This window comes from Streptomyces sp. 135 (assembly GCF_020026305.1).
Classification (GTDB): domain Bacteria; phylum Actinomycetota; class Actinomycetes; order Streptomycetales; family Streptomycetaceae; genus Streptomyces.
In genome coordinates this window covers 1,524,725-1,540,943 of sequence record NZ_CP075691.1, presented here as the reverse complement: position 1 = coordinate 1,540,943, position 16,219 = coordinate 1,524,725, and the positions used below count along the sequence as shown (strand labels likewise).

Genomic DNA, 16,219 nt, shown 5'->3' with positions numbered 1-16,219 from the left:
GCCCCCGGCCGTGGGAACGGCCGGGGGCTCCGGTGGGTGGTGCGCGATACTGGGATTGAACCAGTGACCTCTTCCGTGTCAGGGAAGCGCTCTCCCGCTGAGCTAATCGCGCAGGTCAACCTGCGTGTGCTGCGTACTGCGTGCGCGATACTGGGATTGAACCAGTGACCTCTTCCGTGTCAGGGAAGCGCTCTCCCGCTGAGCTAATCGCGCGGGTCGGACCCTCATGAAGGCACCGCCGAAACGGTCCTCGTGAAGATCAGTGGACGATACTGGGATTGAACCAGTGACCTCTTCCGTGTCAGGGAAGCGCTCTCCCGCTGAGCTAATCGTCCTTGGAGGTGGAGACGGGATTTGAACCCGTGTAGACGGCTTTGCAGGCCGTTGCCTCGCCTCTCGGCCACTCCACCAGGAGTGCGGGGGTTCGGGAAGATCCCCCACTTTCCTGCGAGCGGACGACCAGGTTCGAACTGGCGACCTCAACCTTGGCAAGGTTGCGCTCTACCAACTGAGCTACGTCCGCTTGTCTTTCCCGGTCCGCTTGCGCGTCCCGGCGACGTGTTGAACTCTAGCGGATTCCTGGGCCAGTACAAAAACGCGTTTGCGCAGCGTGCTGCGCTGTCGTCGGCCCGGGGCGCCACCGGGACACCGGTCATAGACTCGCAGCCGTGCACAACCCCCCTCAGACGTCCTCTCCGGCGCTCCCTCCCATGGCGCGCTTCGGCGGCCTGGTCGCCACCGGCCTGCGCGACGTGACCAGCGACCCCGCGGCCCTGGACTCCACCGGCTTCTGGGCGGTGTCCGCCGACTTCGAGGGAGGTCTGGTCTGCGCCCGCTTCGACGACGTACGCGAAGAGCCCGTGCCCGCTCCCGTGCCGGGGAGGTGGCGGGGGCCGGGCGCCGGTGACTGGACGTCGTCCCTGGACCGCGCCGCGTACACGGAGGGCGTACGACGGATACGCGCGTACATCGCGGCCGGCGAGGTCTACCAGGCGAACCTCTGCCGCGTCCTGTCCGCGCCCGTCCCGCCCGACGCCGACGTGGACGCCCTGACGGCCCTCCTCGCGCGCGGGAACCCCGCTCCGTACGCAGGAACGATCCGCCTGCCCGCGCACGGCGTGGAGATAGCCACCGCCTCCCCCGAGCTCTACCTGCGCCGCGCGGGCCGCGTCGTGGAGTCGGGCCCCATCAAGGGCACCGGCCGCACGGAGGCGGACCTCCTGGAGAAGGACTACGCCGAGAACGTCATGATCGTGGACCTCGTCCGCAACGACCTCGGACGCGTCTGCGCGACCGGCTCGGTCACCGTCCCCGACCTCTGCGTGGTGGAGAAGCACCCCGGCCTCGTCCACCTCGTCTCCACCGTCCACGGCGAGCTGCGCCCCGGTGCCGGCTGGCCGGAGCTGTTCGCGGCGACCTTCCCTCCCGGTTCCGTCACGGGCGCCCCCAAGTCCAGCGCCCTGCGGATCATCGACGAGCTGGAGACCGCGCCGCGGGGCCCGTACTGCGGCGGCATCGGCTGGGTCGACGCCGACCGGGGCACCGGAGAGCTGGCCGTCGGCATCCGCACCTTCTGGATCGACCGGGCCGACGGCGTGCTGCGCTTCGGCACCGGGGCGGGCATCACCTGGGGCTCCGACCCCGAGGGGGAGTGGCGGGAGACCGAGCTGAAGGCCGCGCGACTGCTGGCGGTAGCGTCAGGGGCGTACGAAGCGAGTGGAGGAACCCGAACGTGAAGATATGGCTCAATGGCGGGCTGCGGGACGTCGACTCCGCCCGCGTCTCCGTGTTCGACCACGGCCTTACGGTGGGCGACGGCATCTTCGAGACGGTGAAGTCGGTCGAGGGGCGGCCCTTCGCCCTCACCCGTCACCTGGCCCGGCTCACCCGGTCGGCGCGCGGCCTGGGGCTGCCCGAGCCGGACCTCGACGAGGTGCGCCGCGCCTGCGCCGCCGTCCTGGAAGCCAATCCGCTCCCGCTGGGGCGGCTGCGGATCACCTACACCGGCGGGCTCTCGCCGCTCGGCTCCGACCGCGGCGACCAGGGGACCACGCTCATCGTGGCCCTCGGCGAGGCCACGCGGCGCCCCGACTCCACCGCCGTGATCACGGTGCCGTGGACCCGCAACGAACGGGGCGCGCTGACCGGCCTGAAGACCACCTCGTACGCGGAGAACGTCGTCGCCCTCGCCCGCGCCCGCGAGCAGGGCGCCTCGGAGGCCCTGTTCGCGAACACCGTCGGGCAGCTCTGCGAAGGCACCGGCTCCAACGTCTTCGTCGTGCTCGGCGGGGAGATCCTGACCCCGCCGGTCGCCTCCGGGTGCCTCGACGGCATCACCCGCGCGCTGGCCGTCGAGTGGACGGGCGCCCGCGAGACCGACCTGCCGTTGGACGTCCTTGAGCGCGCCGACGAGATCTTCCTGACGTCGACGCTGCGCGACGTCCAGGGCGTGCACCGCGTGGACGGGCGTCAACTGCCCGGCGCCCCGGGCCCGATGACCACCAAGGCGATGCGGACGTTCGACGAGCGGGCCGCCGACGATCTGGATCCCTGAGTCCCCGGGCGGGTAGAACCCCTGGGATGACCACGACCCTGCGGCCGACCGGGCCGCTTCAGCGGAGCGCCGACGGCGTCAAGGCGCGCACGTACGACGTCTGTGTGAACAGCCGGCCCGTGGGCTCGATCACGCTCGCGACCCACGCCGTCTTCGGCCCCGCGGTCTGCCGGGTGACGGATCTGCGGATCGCCGAGCCCGACCGCGGGCGGGGGCGCGCCACCGTGGCCGCGCTCGCGGCGGAGGAGGTCGCCCGCGGCTGGGGCTGCGAGCGCATCGAGGCGGACATTCCGGCCGAGTCGGTCGCCGCGCTGCGCCTGGCGACGGCGCTCGGCTATGTGGAGCGCAACCGCCGGATGGCGAAGCCGGTGCCGGCCGAGCCCGCCGCGCTGCCACCCGGGGTCCGGGGTCGGCCGATGGCCGAGGACGAGTACGAGGTGTGGCTGGCGCGGGCCCGGCGGAGCTACACGCGCGACTGGACCGACCGGGGCGTGCCCGAGGCGCAGGCGCGCGCGAAGTCCGAGGCCGACCACGCCGCGCTCCTGCCTCAGGGCCTGGCCACCCCCGGCACCCTGCTGAGCGCGCTCACCCAGGAGGGCGCGAAGGCCGGCACCCTGTGGCTCACGCTCCGCGACGACGACGCGTTCGTCTTCCGCGTCGAGGTCGACGAGGACTGCCGGGGGCGCGGCCACGGCCGTTCCCTGATGCTCCTGGCCGAGGCGCAGACGCGCGCGGCGGGCCGGGACCGCATCGGCCTCAACGTCTTCGCGGGCAACGCCCCGGCCCTGTGCCTGTACGACTCGCTCGGCTACGAACCCGTCTCGTACTCCCTGTACAAGCCGCTGCTCTAAGGGCTAGGAGCCCTCGGCCGCCAGCAGCCCGTCGGTGATCTCCTCGATGCGCTCGCGCAGCCCTTCCTGGCTCTTGCCGCCGTCCAGGCGCTCGCCGCCGATGACGTACGTCGGCGTGCCGGTGACCCCGATCGCCTTGCCCTCGGCCTGGTCGGCGTCGACGATCAGGATGTGCCGGCCGTCGATGAGGGCGGTGTCGAACTCCTCGGCGTCCAGACCGAGTTCCCGGGCGGTGTCCACCAGGAACGGCTCGCCCCGGCGGTCCAGTTCCTCGACCCCGGCGAGCACGGCCTCGACGTACGGCCAGCCCTTGCCCTGCTCGAAGGCCTCCTCGGCGGCCTGCGCGGCGGCGAAGGAGTGCTTGTGCTTCTCCAGGGGGAAGTGCCGCAGGCGCAGCTCGACGCGGTCGCCGTAGCGCGCACGCAGGGCGCGCACGTCATCCAGGGCGGTGCGGCAGTCGGGGCACTGGAGCTCACACCAGACGTCGAGGACGACGGGGCGGGCGGAGTGGTCAGGAGGGGAGTCGCTCATGGGCACAGTCTCCCAGCCCCCGGTGGCGCCTCCCAACCGGGAGCGGGAGCGCGGACCGGCACCTGGGGAGGAGGCCGGACCCCGAGATGACCCGGATATGTCCCTGAGGTCCGGCCCGGGCGTGGCTTGGCGGGGCCCACCCGGTGCAGGATGGAAGGGACGACCACGTCACGCACGACGTACGCCTGTATGCCTGGAGGGCCGGATGATTGCCGAGACCGTCTGTTCCGCCGTATCCGCGGCCGGGCTCGGCATCGCCGTGGTCTCGGCCTATCGCAAGCGGTTCCTGACCGCGGCCCGCCTCGCCGCGTACTCCCTGGTGCCCGTCGGACTCGCCCTGACCGGCGTCGTCGGATGGGCCGCCGACACCGCGTTCAGCCTCAAGGCGTGGGTCGGCTTCGGCGTGCTCGGCGCGGCCTGGCTGATCTTCCTCGGCACACGCGCGGTGGAGCGCCGCAGGGGCGGCACCCGCAAGGAACGCAAGGCCGCGAAGGCCGACCGGCGCGAGGCGGTGGCCCCCACGGCCTCCGCGCCCTCGCTCGGCGAGGGTGCCCGCCCGGCCGCCGCGCGCCCCGCCGCCAAACCGAAGGCCGCCGCGCCCGCGGAGGACTTCAGCGACATCGAGGCCATCTTGAAGAAGCACGGCATCTGACACGGGCGACGCGACGGCCCGACGGCCCCGGCACGCCTTTGGCCGGGCCCGCCCGTCAGGGCAGCCGGACCTCGGCCAGCATGCTCACGCCGTCCTCCCACGCCACCGAGGCGTTCGCGCACCGCACGGCCCGGCCGCGCGCGGGGACGCGTACTCCCAGAGGTAGAAGTACAGCTGCGTGAGGTGCGCACCCGGGCCATACTCGCGCTCCAGGAGGCCGAGGGTGCGCGCGGCGTCGGGGGAGTGGTCCTGCTCGCTCGGCCAAGGGCTCGTCAGGTCACGGGCGTTGTACGACATCTCGTAGCGGAACCCGCGGCGCGGGTTGGGCAGCGGGGCGCGGCCCTCGGGGTCGTCGGGGCGGATGCCGCGGTGCGGGACGCGGCGCCACGAGGCGGTGCGGCCGGCCGTGGCCGACGCGGCGACGAGCGGGACGGCGGACAGGGCACCCCCGCCGAGGGCGGTCGTCAACAGCCGTCTGCGTTCCATGACCATGGCGGCTCCCTCGTTCGAGTGCGGGCGGTGCCGCCGAGTGTCGCGGGGGTGAACGGCCGGGGGCCATGGACGGAACGCGTCGGGCCCTGGACTTTCCCTGTTCACGGGATCCGGCGAACTGCCCCCTCGTTCGGGCGTGTTGGTCAGCGGGGGCCCGCCGCCTGCGTCATCATCAGCGCGAGATGCTGGACACCACCACACAGGGCGATGCGGCCGCGCCGGACGACGGACGGCAAGCGGTACCGGCCCAAGAGCGACGACCTGCCGACGAAGAGCGGCACGCCACCGACGAAGAACCGCGAGGCTGCCTCTTCGCCCTCTCCCAGCCACCGCTGATGATCTTTCTGACGGTGGTCGGCATGCTGATCCTGCTGGCGTCGCTCCACGACCTGCTGCTTCTCTAGCCCGCGGCTTCCTTGCGGCGCGCCCGGTACGCGGCGACATGCAGACGGTTGCCGCAGGTACGGCTGTCGCAGTAGCGGCGGGAGCGGTTGCGGGAGAGGTCGACGAAGGCGCGTCGGCAGTCCGGTGCCTCGCAGCGCCGCAGCCGCTCCTGCTCCCCGGCGACGACGAAGAAGGCCAGCGCCATCCCGCAGTCGGCCGCCAGGTGGTCCGCGATGGACGCCCCCGGCGCGTAGTAGTGGATGTGCCAGTCGTAGCCGTCGTGGTCGGTGAGGCGCGGCGTGGTGCCCGCCGCCGCGATCAGCTCGTTGATGATCGTGGACGCGGCCCGGGGCTCGGGGTTCGCGAAGACCTCGGCGAAGCGGCCGCGCACCCGGCGCACGTCGGCGACGTCACGCTCCGAGAGCACTCCGACGTCGCTCACTTCGTGCGTTCGTACGAAGTCACTGAGCGCCGCGAGGTCCGCGAGGCCGTCGGGGCCGTCCTCCTCGGGTGCGGTGTTCACCAGATCGACCACGGCGTCGAGAGAACACCGGTTGTCGTGGGTGATCAGCACGATGCGCTCCCTGGCCTGGGGGGTCGGGCCTGTGCCCGCCGACGCTGGCCGATGCTAGCGGCTCCCCCGGGAGACGCACCGGCGCCGTCGCCGCGGGATTCCCGCGGTGACGGCGCCGGTGACTGTTCTGTTCGCCTTGTCTCGGCTTGTCGCGCCTTGTGGTGTCGTGACTGCCTGCGCCGTCGCCCCGAGTCGGACGGCGTGACGGGATCTCGACGCTCCCGCGCCGTTAGCTTTCGGCCAGGATGTGTGACAGCTCCGTGTCGAGATCGAAGTGGCGGTGCTCCGTGCCGGGCGGCACGGCCGCGTCTGTTCGCTTCAGGAAGGACTCCAGGGCCCGCGCCGGGGCCTCGAGCAGAGCCTCGCCCTCCGGCGAGCTCAGGGCGATGCAGACAACGCCCTGACCGTGGCTCCGGGACGGCCAGACTCGGACGTCGCCGGTTCCGGTGGGCCGGTGCAGGCCCTCGGCGAGGAGGTCGCGGGCGAACACCCACTCGACCGTTTCCTCGGCTCCGGTGTGGAAGGTGGCGTGCACGGCATAGGGATCGGCCGTGTCATACCGCAGTCCTGCGGGTACAGGCAGTGAGGACTCGCTCGACACAACGAGGCGCAGGTGCAGCTCGCAGCTGACCGTGGTGTTCATAAGCGCCAGGGCCTTTCGCTCAGTGTGCGCTCGGGGATTCGCACGTCGGCGAAATCGACATGCCACCTACGGTGCCGTTGTAAACCCCTCTGAGGGTTTTGCGTGTCTTTAGGTAGCTCGACTGGCGGGTTCTCTCTGCTGTCCGTGCACCCATTCCGGTGACGGGTTTCCGTCCGGTAGGGTTTGGCCGTATGAATACGGGGAGTAACGGGCGTAAGGAGCCCACGGGGGTCGTGGAACCGGCCCCCGGGACGCAGGCCGAGCAGCCGCTCGGGTCGCGGGCGCCGCAGTACATCCAGGCCCGCAAGGCGCTGCACCTGAGCTGGCAGGTCGGCGTGTTCATCGTGGGGCTCGCGGTGGTCGTCGCGGGCATCATCATGCTTCCGCTGCCCGGCCCCGGCTGGCTGGTGATCTTCGGCGGAATGGCGATCTGGGCGACCGAGTTCGTCTGGGCCCAGCTGGTGCTGCGCTGGACGAAACGCAAGGTCACCGAGGCCGCACAGCGCGCGCTCGACCCGAAGGTGCGCCGCCGGAACATCATCCTGACGACCATCGGCCTGGTGATCGTCGCGGTGCTCGTCGCGGTCTACGTCTGGAAGTTCGGCATCACGATGCCGTGGAAGATCAAGGAGTGACCGAGGGGTGACTCCGGGGCGGTCGGAAGCACCCGCTGACATGCGGTAATGTTCTCCGTGCGCCCGGGGCGATTAGCTCAGTGGGAGAGCGCTTCGTTCACACCGAAGAGGTCACTGGTTCGAACCCAGTATCGCCCACCCCGGATTGCGGCCCGGAGGCTTTGAGCCTCCGGGCCGTTCTCGTATTTCCTCTGTTTTTCAAGGGAATTGACGGGTCCACATATGGTGGCCGCGGTTGTGTGCCACGGTCCGCATTCAGTGCATTCGGCCGAGGGCATTCCGCAACCGCCGCGCGTCGCGCAGCCGTTGCTCGTACGTCGCGCCGACGGCCAGGAGCAGCAGTCCCGCCAGCGCGGGCGGCAGCCAGCGGGGCAGGACGCCCGCCACCTGTACGAGGTACGGGGCCAGTTCGTGCAGCGCGTCCAGGGCGAGCACCGTGCCGCCGAGGACCAGCGGGGCGCGCAGCCGGTGCCGGGCGCCGGTCAGTGTCAGGGTGAGCGCCGCGACGCCGAGCAGCAGCGGGCGCTGCCAGTGCGGGTCGCCCCAGGTGGCGGCGAGGCTCGGCAGCAGCGTCAGGGCGAGGCCGGGACCGTAGGCCACCCAGGAGGAGACCTCGGGGTCGCGGCGGCGGCGCAGCAGGCCGATGAGGAGCGCGGGGACGGTGGCCGGCAGCGTGTACGCCTCCGGGGTCACCACCTCCCAGGAGGCGAGGCGGACCCAGCTCGCCAGGAGGAGCAGGGCCACGGCCGCGTAGCCCACCGGGCGGCGGTCGGGACGCAGTGCCGTGCCCGCCGCGATGAGCCCGCAGAGGGCCAGCGCGAGCGCGAGCGTCGGGGTATGCGCCACGGTGAGCGTGAGGGCGAGGCCCCCGGACGCGGCCGCCATGATCTCGACCGGCAGGGCCGCCGGGTGCGGCCCGAGGCGGGCTGCGGCGAACGCGGCGAGGGCCGGGACGGCGAGGACGGTCAGCCCGATGTGCTCCGGGCGCAGCCCGCCGCGCATGGCGCAGACGAGCGCGGTGGCGTACGCGAGGGCCGCACACGCGGTGAGCGCGACCGCGCCGGGCCCATGCGGTGCCGGAGCCGCGGCCCCCGCCGCCGCCCCACCCGGTGTCGACGGCGGCCGACGTGCCGTCCAGGCGCAGGCGGCCAGGCACAGGGCCGTGAGCGCGCCGAGGGTGCCGAGGGTCGCCGCCTCCGTGGGCAGCGAGAGGAACGCGACGCTCACCGAGGACACCAGGGCCAGGGCCGAAGCCGTCAGGGCGGAAGCGGTGGACGTGGCGCGGGCGGCGACGATCAGCAGGATCGCGGCCACGGTCATCTGGGCCGCCAGCCCGGCCGCGTACGGAAGGCCCAGCGCGGACGGCAGGGCGACACCGGCGGCCCAGACGAGTGCTCCCGCGCCGTAGCGGATGACGGGGTACGCGGCGGCGCCGCTCCCGAAGAGCGGGCCGAGCGAAGCCGACCCCCTGCTGAGCGCTCCGGAGACCATGAGCAGGACCGCGGCGACGGTCGCGAGGACCAGGGGCGCCAGGAGCGGGTGGGACAGGGGCGGTTCGACGAGGAGGGCGGCCCGGGCGTCCCGCGGGGCGCCCGTCCAGATCCGCGTGGCCCAGCCGAGGGGGCCGATCAGGGCCACGGCGGTGACGGGGAGCGCCCACAGCACCGCGAAGCCCTGGACCACGGCGGACGCGCCCGCCGCGCCGATCCGCACGGGCCGGGGCAGAGCCGTGCGGACGGCGGCCAGCAGCGCGACACCGCACACCAGGCAGGCCGGGACGGTCCACTCGGGCGGCAGGACGGTGCGCAGCACGCCACCGCACGCGGCCACCACGAGCAGGCCACCCGCGCCCGCCGCACCGGCGGCGGTCCGCGTCTCCTTCGCCCGCCACGCCACCACCAGAACGATCAACGCGGCGAAGAGCAGCAGCACCCCGGCGCGCGCCGCCTCCGTCGGGTCCGTGACCCGCAGCGACAGCAGGCCCGCGCCCGCCGCACCCCACAGGCCGAGCACGCCGCCGCCGACGGCCGCGACGACCCGTACGGACCTGACGGTCGCCCACAGCGCGAGCGCGGCGCCGAAAGCCGCCGTCACGAGCAGCGCGGCCGTCACGGCGTGCTCGCCCGCGTCCACGGCGCCCGCCCAGAGGATCAGAGGCAGTTGGGCCGTCGCCACCGCCGTCGGCAGCGGCAGGCGCAGCTCGCCGAGGAGCAGGCCGTACCCCGCCCACAGCATGGCGAGGACCACGGAGGTGCCGGCGGCGTAACCGAGCGTCGCTGTTTCGGGAAGGGCGAGGTAGCGCAGCGCGTACGAGTCGAGGACGGTCAGCGCGAGCCCCAGGCCCGCCACCGCCTCGGCCGTCGAGCGCAGCGAACGTCGCAGCAGCAGCGCGGGAGCAGCGAGCGCCGCCAGGGTCACCACCCCGAGGGCCGCGCTGCGCCCGGCGATGCCCAGGTGCCCCCAGCTCACCACCGTGAAGGCGATCGCGGCGATGGTCAGCAGCACGCCGCCCAGCGTCAGCAGGACGTTCTGCGCGCTCGGGGGAGCGGGGGCGGGGGCGGCCGGGCCGGCCGGGTGAGAGGGCGGCGCGGCCGGGCCCGCCGAGCGCAGGACGCCGAGCAGCCAGGCCCGGCGGCGCAGCAACTGCGTCCTGCGCGCCTCCAGTTGGCGCAGCTCCCAGTCGAGGAGACGCAGCTCCTCGGCCGGTGGCGGAATGTTCGTCATGCCTGGGGAGTGTGGTCGGCGCCACGTCCGGCGGCATCGGCGCGGATACTCACGACGTACTCAGATCCGGTGCCCACCGGCCCCACCGGGCAGGATCCCTCCATGAACTGGTGTCACTACCGCTTCCGCAGCCTGTGGGATCTGCCCGGTACGCCCGTACAGGCCTACGCCGTCCTGGAGCGGGTGGAGGACTATCCGCTGTGGTGGCCGCAGGTGCGCGAGGCGACCTCGGACGACGGCCGCAACGGCGTCTTCCGCTTCCGGTCCTTCCTCCCGTACGACCTCGTCGTCACCGCGCGGGAGCGGCGGCGCGACCCCGAAGCCGGGGTCCTGGAGATCACCATGGCCGGGGACCTGGAGGGCTGGGCGCGCTGGACGGTGACCGATGGGCCGAGGGGGGCGCGCGCCCGCTACGACCAGGAGGTCGAGGTGCGGCGGCCGCTGATGCGGCGCCTCGCGGTCCCCGGAAGGCCCGTGTTCCTGCTCAACCACGCCCTCATGATGCGGGCGGGCCGCAGAGGTCTCGCGGCGTATCTGGCAGCGGTTTGAAGGAAAGGCGCCCGGACCTGTATTGTTCAGTCCGTTCCCGGGCGATTAGCTCAGTGGGAGAGCGCTTCGTTCACACCGAAGAGGTCACTGGTTCGAACCCAGTATCGCCCACCCGGAGAATGCCGGTCCGTCAGCAGACGGACCGGTTTTTTCTTGCCCGCGCGGCGTCGCGCCGCGGGTGTGCGCGGCCGGTCGGGCCTCAGGCAGCCGCCCGGAGTTCGGGACGCAGCGGCCATGCCGGGTCCACCGCCTCCGGTGAGCCGCTCTTGGCGAACCACGCCTGGAGCCCGCGCGCCTGCGCCGCGTGCCAGACGGCCTGGAGCGTGTGCAGCTCGCCGGGGGAGAGCCGCTCCAGACGGGCCGAGAAACGGCGCCCCACCGCTCGTACGACATCGAGAGCGGCCTGCGCGTCCGCCGCCGCGTCGTGCGCATCCGCCAGCTCCACCTCGTAGTGCGCGCACAGGTCGGTCAGTGTGCGGCGGCCCTTGCGGTAGCGGTCAAGCTGCTTGTCCAGGACCCGCGGGTCGATCACACAGAGGGGCGAGCCCTCCATGTAGCGGCTCAGCGACGAGGCGCGGTGCCGGCGCAGCTCCCGGTCCAGGATGGTCAGGTCGAACGGCGCGTTCATCACCACGATCGGCCGTCCCGCCGCGCCCTGTTCGGCCAGATCGCGCGCTATCTCCTCCATCACCGGCGCGGGCCAGCGGCCGTTGCGCTGGAGGTGATCCTCCGTCAGTCCGTGTACGGCGGTGGACTCCTCGGGCACCGGGATGCCCGGGTTCACCAGCCAGCGGGTGATGCGCGGACGGGTCCCCGCGCCCTGCTGGACGACGACGGCGGCCGACACGATGCGGTCGGTCTCGACGTCGACGCCCGTGGTCTCTGTGTCGAATGCGGCCAAGGGCCCCTCGTACCAGCACGTCATGGTGACGCAACTCCTCGATCAGTCCCGGCAGATGACGTCAGTCCCCTGCCCACGCTGGTGATACCCGGGCCGTTTGCGCTGTACGCGGCCCGGAGACAACAGAGGTACTGGGCCCAGGCGTTGACGGCCCGAGCGGGGAAGTACCGTTGTGGAAAGGCCTGTTGGACATGGCGCTCGCGCGGCCCGAACGGGGTGGGCTGCTGCCCGAGCGGATCGCACCGCCGCGCGGCACACTCGCCGTCACCGCCTGTATGGAGACCCTCCAGGTGGGCTATCTGCACGCCGTCGCTGCCGCCGCCGGATGCTCGCTCTCCCAGCCCTTTCCGGACAACGGCATCGACTGGCACGTCAGCCACAGCGCCCCCGGTCACACGGTCGACGACGAGGTCACCATCAAGGTCCAGCTGAAGTGCACCTACCAGACGGCGCCGGACCCGGACCGGCCCGCCTTCTCCTTCACGCTCGACAACCCGCACCTGGAGAAGCTCGCCCGCACGCCGGTCTCGGTCCACAAGATCCTCGTCGTGATGCTCGTGCCCAGGTCCCAGGACGACTGGCTGCGCGCCGGTCACGACCGGCTCGACCTGCGGCACTGCTGCTACTGGACCAACCTCGCGGGGCACCCGGTGACCGGCCGGCGCAGGACCACCGTGCGGATACCGACCTCGCGGATCTTCGACGACCGCGCGCTCCGCGAGATCATGACGCGGGTCGGGACGGGGGACAGCCCCTGATGCACCGCCCCCACGAAGAGCCCCCGCACCCCGCCCGTCCGCACCCGCACCTCGCCCCGGTCGCGGGCCCGTGGACCGCCTCGCCCGAGCCCGCCCCGCCCGAGCCCGGCACCGTCGACCCCGCGGTGCTCGCCGCGCTGCTCGCCCGGCACGGCTGGCAACGACGCGGAGGAGCCCCGGGCCGCTATGCCCGCTGGATGCCGCCGGGGCCCGACGGCAGGGGCACCAGCCTCCTGGTGCCCGAGAGCCGGGCCTTCCCCGACTGCGAGGACCTGATCGGCGAGGCCCTCGTCGCGCTCTCCCGCAGCGCCGCGCCGGCCGCCCGTGACGTGCTCGTAGGACTCTGCGTGCCCAGCGACGAGATCCACTGGTGGCGCGATGTGCCGACGGGGCCCGCCGGTGCCGCGCCCTGGCCGGTCGAGGAGCAGCTGCGCTCCGCGGCCCGGCGGATGCTGCTCGCCGGGGCACTCGCCGCGCGCGGCCGGGCCGGGTACTACGGCGCGCGGCACCGCGGGCCCGCCACCGCCGCGCTGGAGAACGTCCTGGTGGGGCCCGCCCCCGGCGGGCGGCAGCCCACCGCTTTCGTGCCTGTGCTCACCGGGCGGCCACTCGCGGTCAGGCTGCATCAGGCGCTGTACGCGGCCCGCGAGGCCGTCGACTACCAGCGCGCCACCGGCGGCATGGACGCCTTCGACGGGGCGGTCGAGGCAGGTGTGAGCCATGAACTGACCGAGGCGATCGTGGCCCTGGTGCGGGGCACCGAAGGGGCGCGTATCGCCGTGGAGTGGGCGCCCGGCGCACAGGTGCCCGAGGGGTGTGCGGCGTACGCCGAGCCCGTCGAGTTCTCGCCCGGCGACCTGACGGTGCTCCGTGAGGCGGGCGCCCGCTATCTGCGCGACGAGCCGTCGGTGCCGGTGCGGATCACCGGGACCGTGGTGCGGATGCGGCGCTCCTCGCCGGGCGGGGAGGGCACGGTGCGGCTGCGGGTGATCGGCGGGGCGGAGATCCCGCACGTGCGGATGACCCTGGACGAGGAGTCGTACCGCGTCGCGGGCCACGCCCATCTGGTCGGGCTGCCGATCCGGGTGCACGGGCGCCTGGAGAGCCGGGGCGGGTTCCGGCGGCTGACGGGGGCGACCGGGGTGGTGCCGGTACAGGTGGACGAGGGGGACCGGGACCGGCTCATGAAGTCGCTCCAGGAGAACCTCGACTTCTTCGGGGAGGCGTGCGGCGGCGACTGAGCGAGACGTGCGGCGGCGACTGGGCGCGCCCGCCGGGGGCCGGTGCGGAGGGGGCGCTTCCGGGCGGCGGGGACAACCGTTTCGCGGCGGGTGCCCCCGGCTCGGTACGATCCTTAGTGCGCGCGCATCAGAGAGAGCGCCGCAGCCCCCTTCTGCAAGGAGAGACCGGTGTCTGACGTCCGTGTGATCATCCAACGCGATTCCGAGCGGGAAGAGCGCGTGGTGACGACGGGCACTACGGCCGCCGAGATCTTCGCCGGTGAGCGCACCATCGTCGCCGCCCGCGTGGCCGGCGAGCTGAAGGACCTGGCGTACGCCGTCGCCGACGGCGACGAGATCGAGGCCGTGGAGATCTCCTCCGAGGACGGCCTGAACATCCTGCGCCACTCGACCGCGCACGTCATGGCGCAGGCCGTGCAGGAGCTCTTCCCCGAGGCCAAGCTGGGCATCGGCCCGCCCAGGACGGCCTTCTCAACGCGAGGTTGCAGGAGGAGCGTCAGCGCTCGCGTCACCAATGACGACGACGCCCGCGTGGAGCTGGCCGACGAGCCGTACAAGCTGGAGCTCATCGGCCTCAAGGGCAACGCCGCGAACGCCGCCGACGGCGCGGACGCCGAGGTGGGCGCCGGCGAGCTGACCATCTACGACAACATCGACGCGAAGACCGGCGAGCTGTGCTGGAAGGACCTCTGCCGGGGTCCGCACCTGCCCACCACCCGGAACATCCCCGCGTTCAAGCTGATGCGCTCCGCTGCCGCCTACTGGCGCGGCAGCGAGAAGAACCCGCAGCTCCAGCGCATCTACGGCACCGCGTGGCCGTCGAAGGACGAGCTCAAGGCGCACCTGGAGTTCCTCGCCGAGGCCGAGAAGCGCGACCACCGCAAGCTCGGCTCCGAGCTGGACCTCTTCTCCTTCCCGGAGGAGCTGGGCCCGGGCCTCGCGGTCTTCCACCCCAAGGGCGGCGTGATCCGCAAGGTGATGGAGGACTACTCCCGCAAGCGGCACGAGGACGCGGGCTACGAGTTCGTGAACACCCCGCACATCTCGAAGGAGCACCTCTTCGAGACCTCCGGGCACCTGCCGCACTACGCGGAGGGCATGTTCCCGCCGATCGAGTTCGACGGGCAGAACTACCGCCTGAAGGCGATGAACTGCCCGATGCACAACCTCATCTTCAAGTCGCGCGGCCGCTCCTACCGCGAACTGCCCCTGCGGCTCTTCGAGTTCGGCACGGTCTACCGCTACGAGAAGTCGGGCGTCGTGCACGGCCTGACCCGCTCGCGCGGCTTCACGCAGGACGACTCGCACATCTACTGCACCAAGGAGCAGATGGCCGAGGAGCTCGACAAGCTCCTCACCTTCGTCCTGGACCTGCTGCGCGACTACGGCCTGAACGAGTTCGAGCTGGAGCTGTCCACCCGCGACGACTCCGACAAGTTCATCGGCTCCGACGAGGACTGGGCGGAGGCCACCGAGGCGCTGCGCCAGGCGGCCGAGAAGCAGGGCCTTCCGCTGGTCCCTGACCCGGGCGGCGCCGCGTACTACGGCCCGAAGATCTCGGTGCAGGCGAAGGACGCGATCGGCCGGTCCTGGCAGATGTCGACCCTCCAGGTCGACTTCAACCAGCCCAAGCGGTTCGGCCTGGAGTACACCTCGGCGGACGGCTCCAAGCAGCAGCCGGTCATGCTGCACCGCGCGCTGTTCGGATCGATCGAGCGGTTCTTCGGTGTCCTCCTCGAGCACTACGCGGGCGCGTTCCCGGCGTGGCTGGCCCCGGTCCAGGCGATCGGCATCCCGGTCGGCGACGCGCACGTGCCCTACCTCCAGGAGTTCGCCGAGGAGGCGAGGAGGCGGGGGCTGCGGGTCGAGGTGGACGCCTCGTCGGACCGTATGCAGAAGAAGATCCGCAACGCGCAGAAGTCCAAGGTGCCGTTCATGGTCATCGTCGGTGACGACGACATGAACGCCGGAGCGGTCTCCTTCCGCTACCGCGACGGGTCGCAGGAGAACGGGATTCCCCGTGACGAGGCGATCGCGAAGCTCGTCGACGTCGTGGAGCGCCGCGTACAGGTGTGACGTGCTCCCCGCCGCCGCGGGGTTCCAGGGGCGGTCCCGTTCGGGGCCGCCCCTCGCCACGCACCCGCCGGGGAATATGCTGACCACCATGACGAGTGAGCCGGAGCAGCAGATCGGAGTGGGTACGCAGGACGCGTTCCAGCGCCTGTGGACGCCCCACCGGATGGCGTACATCCAGGGCGAGAACAAGCCCACGGGACCGGGGGCCGACGACGGCTGCCCCTTCTGCTCCATCCCGGCCAAGTCCGACGAGGACGGCCTGGTGATCGCGCGCGGCGAGCACGTGTACGGGGTGCTGAACCTCTACCCGTACAACGGCGGCCATCTGATGGTCGTGCCCTACCGGCACGTCGCCGACTACACCGATCTCACCGCCCCCGAGACCGCCGAGCTGGGCGAGCTGACCAAGCAGGCGATGACGGCCCTGCGCGCCGCGTCCGGCGCGCACGGCTTCAACATCGGCATGAACCAAGGAGCCGTGGCGGGCGCCGGCATCGCCGCGCACCTGCACCAGCACGTCGTCCCGCGCTGGGGCGGCGACACCAACTTCATGCCGGTCGTGGGGCACACGAAGGTGCTGCCGCAGCTGCTCGCCGACACCCGCAAGATGCTCGCTGACGCCTGGCCCGCGGCGCTGTAGCACTGCCGGGCGGC

Annotated in this window: 17 protein-coding genes and 7 tRNA genes; 13 read left to right on the top strand and 11 right to left on the bottom strand. The window is 72.4% G+C overall.

Translation table 11 applies throughout. From position 1 onward, the window contains the following. Nucleotides 1–37: 37 nt before the first annotated feature. The 5 genes from KKZ08_RS06865 to KKZ08_RS06845 all read right to left on the bottom strand — a co-directional run bounded on the left by KKZ08_RS06865 (nucleotide 38) and on the right by KKZ08_RS06845 (nucleotide 523). A tRNA-Val gene (locus KKZ08_RS06865) sits at nucleotides 38–112 on the bottom strand. Between the two features lie 29 nt (nucleotides 113–141). Further along, nucleotides 142–213 (bottom strand) — tRNA-Val (locus tag KKZ08_RS06860). A 50-nt stretch (nucleotides 214–263) separates the two neighbouring features. Beyond that, nucleotides 264–335: transfer RNA gene (locus tag KKZ08_RS06855), tRNA-Val, on the bottom strand. 1 nt (nucleotide 336) lies between these two features. After that, nucleotides 337–410: transfer RNA gene (locus KKZ08_RS06850), tRNA-Cys, on the bottom strand. A gap of 40 nt (nucleotides 411–450) precedes the next feature. Beyond that, nucleotides 451–523 (bottom strand) — tRNA-Gly (locus tag KKZ08_RS06845). A gap of 187 nt (nucleotides 524–710) precedes the next feature. Here KKZ08_RS06845 and KKZ08_RS06840 point away from each other — a divergent pair. The 3 genes from KKZ08_RS06840 to KKZ08_RS06830 are packed head-to-tail and all read left to right on the top strand — an operon-like array spanning nucleotide 711 to nucleotide 3,405. Then, nucleotides 711–1,736, top strand: coding sequence for a chorismate-binding protein (locus KKZ08_RS06840; RefSeq protein ID WP_223778938.1), 1,026 nt, complete (start codon nucleotides 711–713; stop codon nucleotides 1,734–1,736). Continuing rightward, nucleotides 1,733–2,554 carry an aminodeoxychorismate lyase gene (locus KKZ08_RS06835; RefSeq protein WP_223773585.1) on the top strand — a complete coding sequence of 274 codons (822 nt, stop codon included), beginning with the start codon at nucleotides 1,733–1,735 and terminating at the stop codon, nucleotides 2,552–2,554. The genes KKZ08_RS06840 and KKZ08_RS06835 overlap by 4 nt, the downstream gene beginning before the upstream one ends. 26 nt (nucleotides 2,555–2,580) lie before the next feature. After that, nucleotides 2,581–3,405 carry a GNAT family N-acetyltransferase gene (locus KKZ08_RS06830; protein WP_223773584.1) on the top strand — a complete coding sequence of 275 codons (825 nt, stop codon included), beginning with the start codon at nucleotides 2,581–2,583 and terminating at the stop codon, nucleotides 3,403–3,405. A 3-nt stretch (nucleotides 3,406–3,408) separates the two neighbouring features. Here KKZ08_RS06830 and KKZ08_RS06825 read toward each other — a convergent pair whose 3' ends face one another. Continuing rightward, a complete protein-coding gene (locus tag KKZ08_RS06825; protein WP_223773583.1) occupies nucleotides 3,409–3,936 on the bottom strand; it encodes a DsbA family protein in 528 nt (175 codons plus the stop codon). A 205-nt stretch (nucleotides 3,937–4,141) separates the two neighbouring features. Here KKZ08_RS06825 and KKZ08_RS06820 point away from each other — a divergent pair, with 205 nt between their 5' ends. Next, nucleotides 4,142–4,588, top strand: coding sequence for a hypothetical protein (locus tag KKZ08_RS06820; RefSeq protein WP_223773582.1), 447 nt, complete (start codon nucleotides 4,142–4,144; stop codon nucleotides 4,586–4,588). An 84-nt stretch (nucleotides 4,589–4,672) separates the two neighbouring features. Here the strand turns inward: KKZ08_RS06820 and KKZ08_RS06815 are convergent, their stop codons facing one another. Next, nucleotides 4,673–5,074, bottom strand: coding sequence for a hypothetical protein (locus KKZ08_RS06815; RefSeq protein WP_223773581.1), 402 nt, complete (start codon nucleotides 5,072–5,074; stop codon nucleotides 4,673–4,675). A 188-nt stretch (nucleotides 5,075–5,262) separates the two neighbouring features. On the opposite strand from KKZ08_RS06815, the gene KKZ08_RS06810 reads away from it, so the two are divergent. Then, nucleotides 5,263–5,484, top strand: coding sequence for a hypothetical protein (locus tag KKZ08_RS06810; protein WP_223773580.1), 222 nt, complete (start codon nucleotides 5,263–5,265; stop codon nucleotides 5,482–5,484). On the opposite strand, the gene KKZ08_RS06805 is transcribed toward KKZ08_RS06810, so the two are convergent. Together KKZ08_RS06805 and KKZ08_RS06800 are read right to left on the bottom strand one after the other, a co-directional pair. Next, nucleotides 5,481–6,038: a CGNR zinc finger domain-containing protein gene (locus KKZ08_RS06805; RefSeq protein ID WP_223773579.1), complete on the bottom strand. Its 558-nt coding sequence runs from the start codon at nucleotides 6,036–6,038 to the stop codon at nucleotides 5,481–5,483. The two genes, KKZ08_RS06810 and KKZ08_RS06805, sit on opposite strands and share 4 nt — an antisense overlap. A 229-nt stretch (nucleotides 6,039–6,267) precedes the next feature. Next, a complete protein-coding gene (locus KKZ08_RS06800; protein WP_003959770.1) occupies nucleotides 6,268–6,681 on the bottom strand; it encodes an SsgA family sporulation/cell division regulator in 414 nt (137 codons plus the stop codon). 191 nt (nucleotides 6,682–6,872) lie between these two features. Here KKZ08_RS06800 and KKZ08_RS06795 point away from each other — a divergent pair, with 191 nt between their 5' ends. Then, entirely contained in the window at nucleotides 6,873–7,316 is a 444-nt protein-coding gene (locus KKZ08_RS06795; RefSeq protein WP_223773578.1) for a TIGR02611 family protein, read from the top strand. 66 nt (nucleotides 7,317–7,382) lie between these two features. Further along, nucleotides 7,383–7,454 (top strand) — tRNA-Val (locus KKZ08_RS06790). A gap of 117 nt (nucleotides 7,455–7,571) precedes the next feature. On the opposite strand, the gene KKZ08_RS06785 is transcribed toward KKZ08_RS06790, so the two are convergent. Continuing rightward, nucleotides 7,572–10,040 carry a hypothetical protein gene (locus tag KKZ08_RS06785; protein WP_223773577.1) on the bottom strand — a complete coding sequence of 823 codons (2,469 nt, stop codon included), beginning with the start codon at nucleotides 10,038–10,040 and terminating at the stop codon, nucleotides 7,572–7,574. 102 nt (nucleotides 10,041–10,142) lie between these two features. Between KKZ08_RS06785 and KKZ08_RS06780 the strand changes: the two genes are divergently transcribed. Both KKZ08_RS06780 and KKZ08_RS06775 read left to right on the top strand, forming a co-directional pair. Further along, nucleotides 10,143–10,589 (top strand): SRPBCC family protein, encoded by a 447-nt coding sequence (locus KKZ08_RS06780; RefSeq protein WP_223773576.1) that lies wholly within the window; start codon nucleotides 10,143–10,145, stop codon nucleotides 10,587–10,589. A gap of 39 nt (nucleotides 10,590–10,628) precedes the next feature. After that, a tRNA-Val gene (locus KKZ08_RS06775) sits at nucleotides 10,629–10,700 on the top strand. An 88-nt stretch (nucleotides 10,701–10,788) separates the two neighbouring features. On the opposite strand, the gene KKZ08_RS06770 is transcribed toward KKZ08_RS06775, so the two are convergent. Then, the gene (locus tag KKZ08_RS06770; RefSeq protein ID WP_223773575.1) at nucleotides 10,789–11,514 is read right to left on the bottom strand and encodes a 3'-5' exonuclease; all 726 of its coding nucleotides are present in this window, start codon (nucleotides 11,512–11,514) and stop codon (nucleotides 10,789–10,791) included. Between the two features lie 167 nt (nucleotides 11,515–11,681). Here KKZ08_RS06770 and KKZ08_RS06765 point away from each other — a divergent pair, with 167 nt between their 5' ends. The 4 genes from KKZ08_RS06765 to KKZ08_RS06750 all read left to right on the top strand — a co-directional run bounded on the left by KKZ08_RS06765 (nucleotide 11,682) and on the right by KKZ08_RS06750 (nucleotide 16,205). Then, nucleotides 11,682–12,248: a DUF4365 domain-containing protein gene (locus KKZ08_RS06765; protein ID WP_223773574.1), complete on the top strand. Its 567-nt coding sequence runs from the start codon at nucleotides 11,682–11,684 to the stop codon at nucleotides 12,246–12,248. Continuing rightward, entirely contained in the window at nucleotides 12,245–13,489 is a 1,245-nt protein-coding gene (locus KKZ08_RS06760; RefSeq protein ID WP_223778937.1) for a hypothetical protein, read from the top strand. The genes KKZ08_RS06765 and KKZ08_RS06760 overlap by 4 nt, the downstream gene beginning before the upstream one ends. A gap of 168 nt (nucleotides 13,490–13,657) precedes the next feature. After that, nucleotides 13,658–15,565: a threonine--tRNA ligase gene (thrS, locus tag KKZ08_RS06755; protein ID WP_223773573.1), complete on the top strand. Its 1,908-nt coding sequence runs from the start codon at nucleotides 13,658–13,660 to the stop codon at nucleotides 15,563–15,565. Nucleotides 15,566–15,641: 76 nt separating this feature from the next. Further along, nucleotides 15,642–16,205 (top strand): HIT domain-containing protein, encoded by a 564-nt coding sequence (locus KKZ08_RS06750; RefSeq protein WP_223773572.1) that lies wholly within the window; start codon nucleotides 15,642–15,644, stop codon nucleotides 16,203–16,205. Nucleotides 16,206–16,219 lie beyond the last annotated feature (14 nt).

Bases quoted from the DNA above. Each gene is read 5' to 3' on its own strand.
- KKZ08_RS06840 (WP_223778938.1), top strand. From the start codon at position 711: ATGGCGCGCTTCGGCGGCCTGGTCGCCACCGGCCTGCGCGACGTGACC.
- KKZ08_RS06830 (WP_223773584.1), top strand. From the start codon at position 2,581: ATGACCACGACCCTGCGGCCGACCGGGCCGCTTCAGCGGAGCGCCGAC.
- KKZ08_RS06825 (WP_223773583.1), bottom strand. From the start codon at position 3,936: ATGAGCGACTCCCCTCCTGACCACTCCGCCCGCCCCGTCGTCCTCGAC.
- KKZ08_RS06820 (WP_223773582.1), top strand. From the start codon at position 4,142: ATGATTGCCGAGACCGTCTGTTCCGCCGTATCCGCGGCCGGGCTCGGC.
- KKZ08_RS06815 (WP_223773581.1), bottom strand. From the start codon at position 5,074: ATGGAACGCAGACGGCTGTTGACGACCGCCCTCGGCGGGGGTGCCCTG.
- KKZ08_RS06810 (WP_223773580.1), top strand. From the start codon at position 5,263: ATGCTGGACACCACCACACAGGGCGATGCGGCCGCGCCGGACGACGGA.
- KKZ08_RS06800 (WP_003959770.1), bottom strand. From the start codon at position 6,681: ATGAACACCACGGTCAGCTGCGAGCTGCACCTGCGCCTCGTTGTGTCG.
- KKZ08_RS06795 (WP_223773578.1), top strand. From the start codon at position 6,873: ATGAATACGGGGAGTAACGGGCGTAAGGAGCCCACGGGGGTCGTGGAA.
- KKZ08_RS06785 (WP_223773577.1), bottom strand. From the start codon at position 10,040: ATGACGAACATTCCGCCACCGGCCGAGGAGCTGCGTCTCCTCGACTGG.
- KKZ08_RS06780 (WP_223773576.1), top strand. From the start codon at position 10,143: ATGAACTGGTGTCACTACCGCTTCCGCAGCCTGTGGGATCTGCCCGGT.
- KKZ08_RS06770 (WP_223773575.1), bottom strand. From the start codon at position 11,514: ATGACGTGCTGGTACGAGGGGCCCTTGGCCGCATTCGACACAGAGACC.
- KKZ08_RS06765 (WP_223773574.1), top strand. From the start codon at position 11,682: ATGGCGCTCGCGCGGCCCGAACGGGGTGGGCTGCTGCCCGAGCGGATC.
- KKZ08_RS06750 (WP_223773572.1), top strand. From the start codon at position 15,642: ATGCTGACCACCATGACGAGTGAGCCGGAGCAGCAGATCGGAGTGGGT.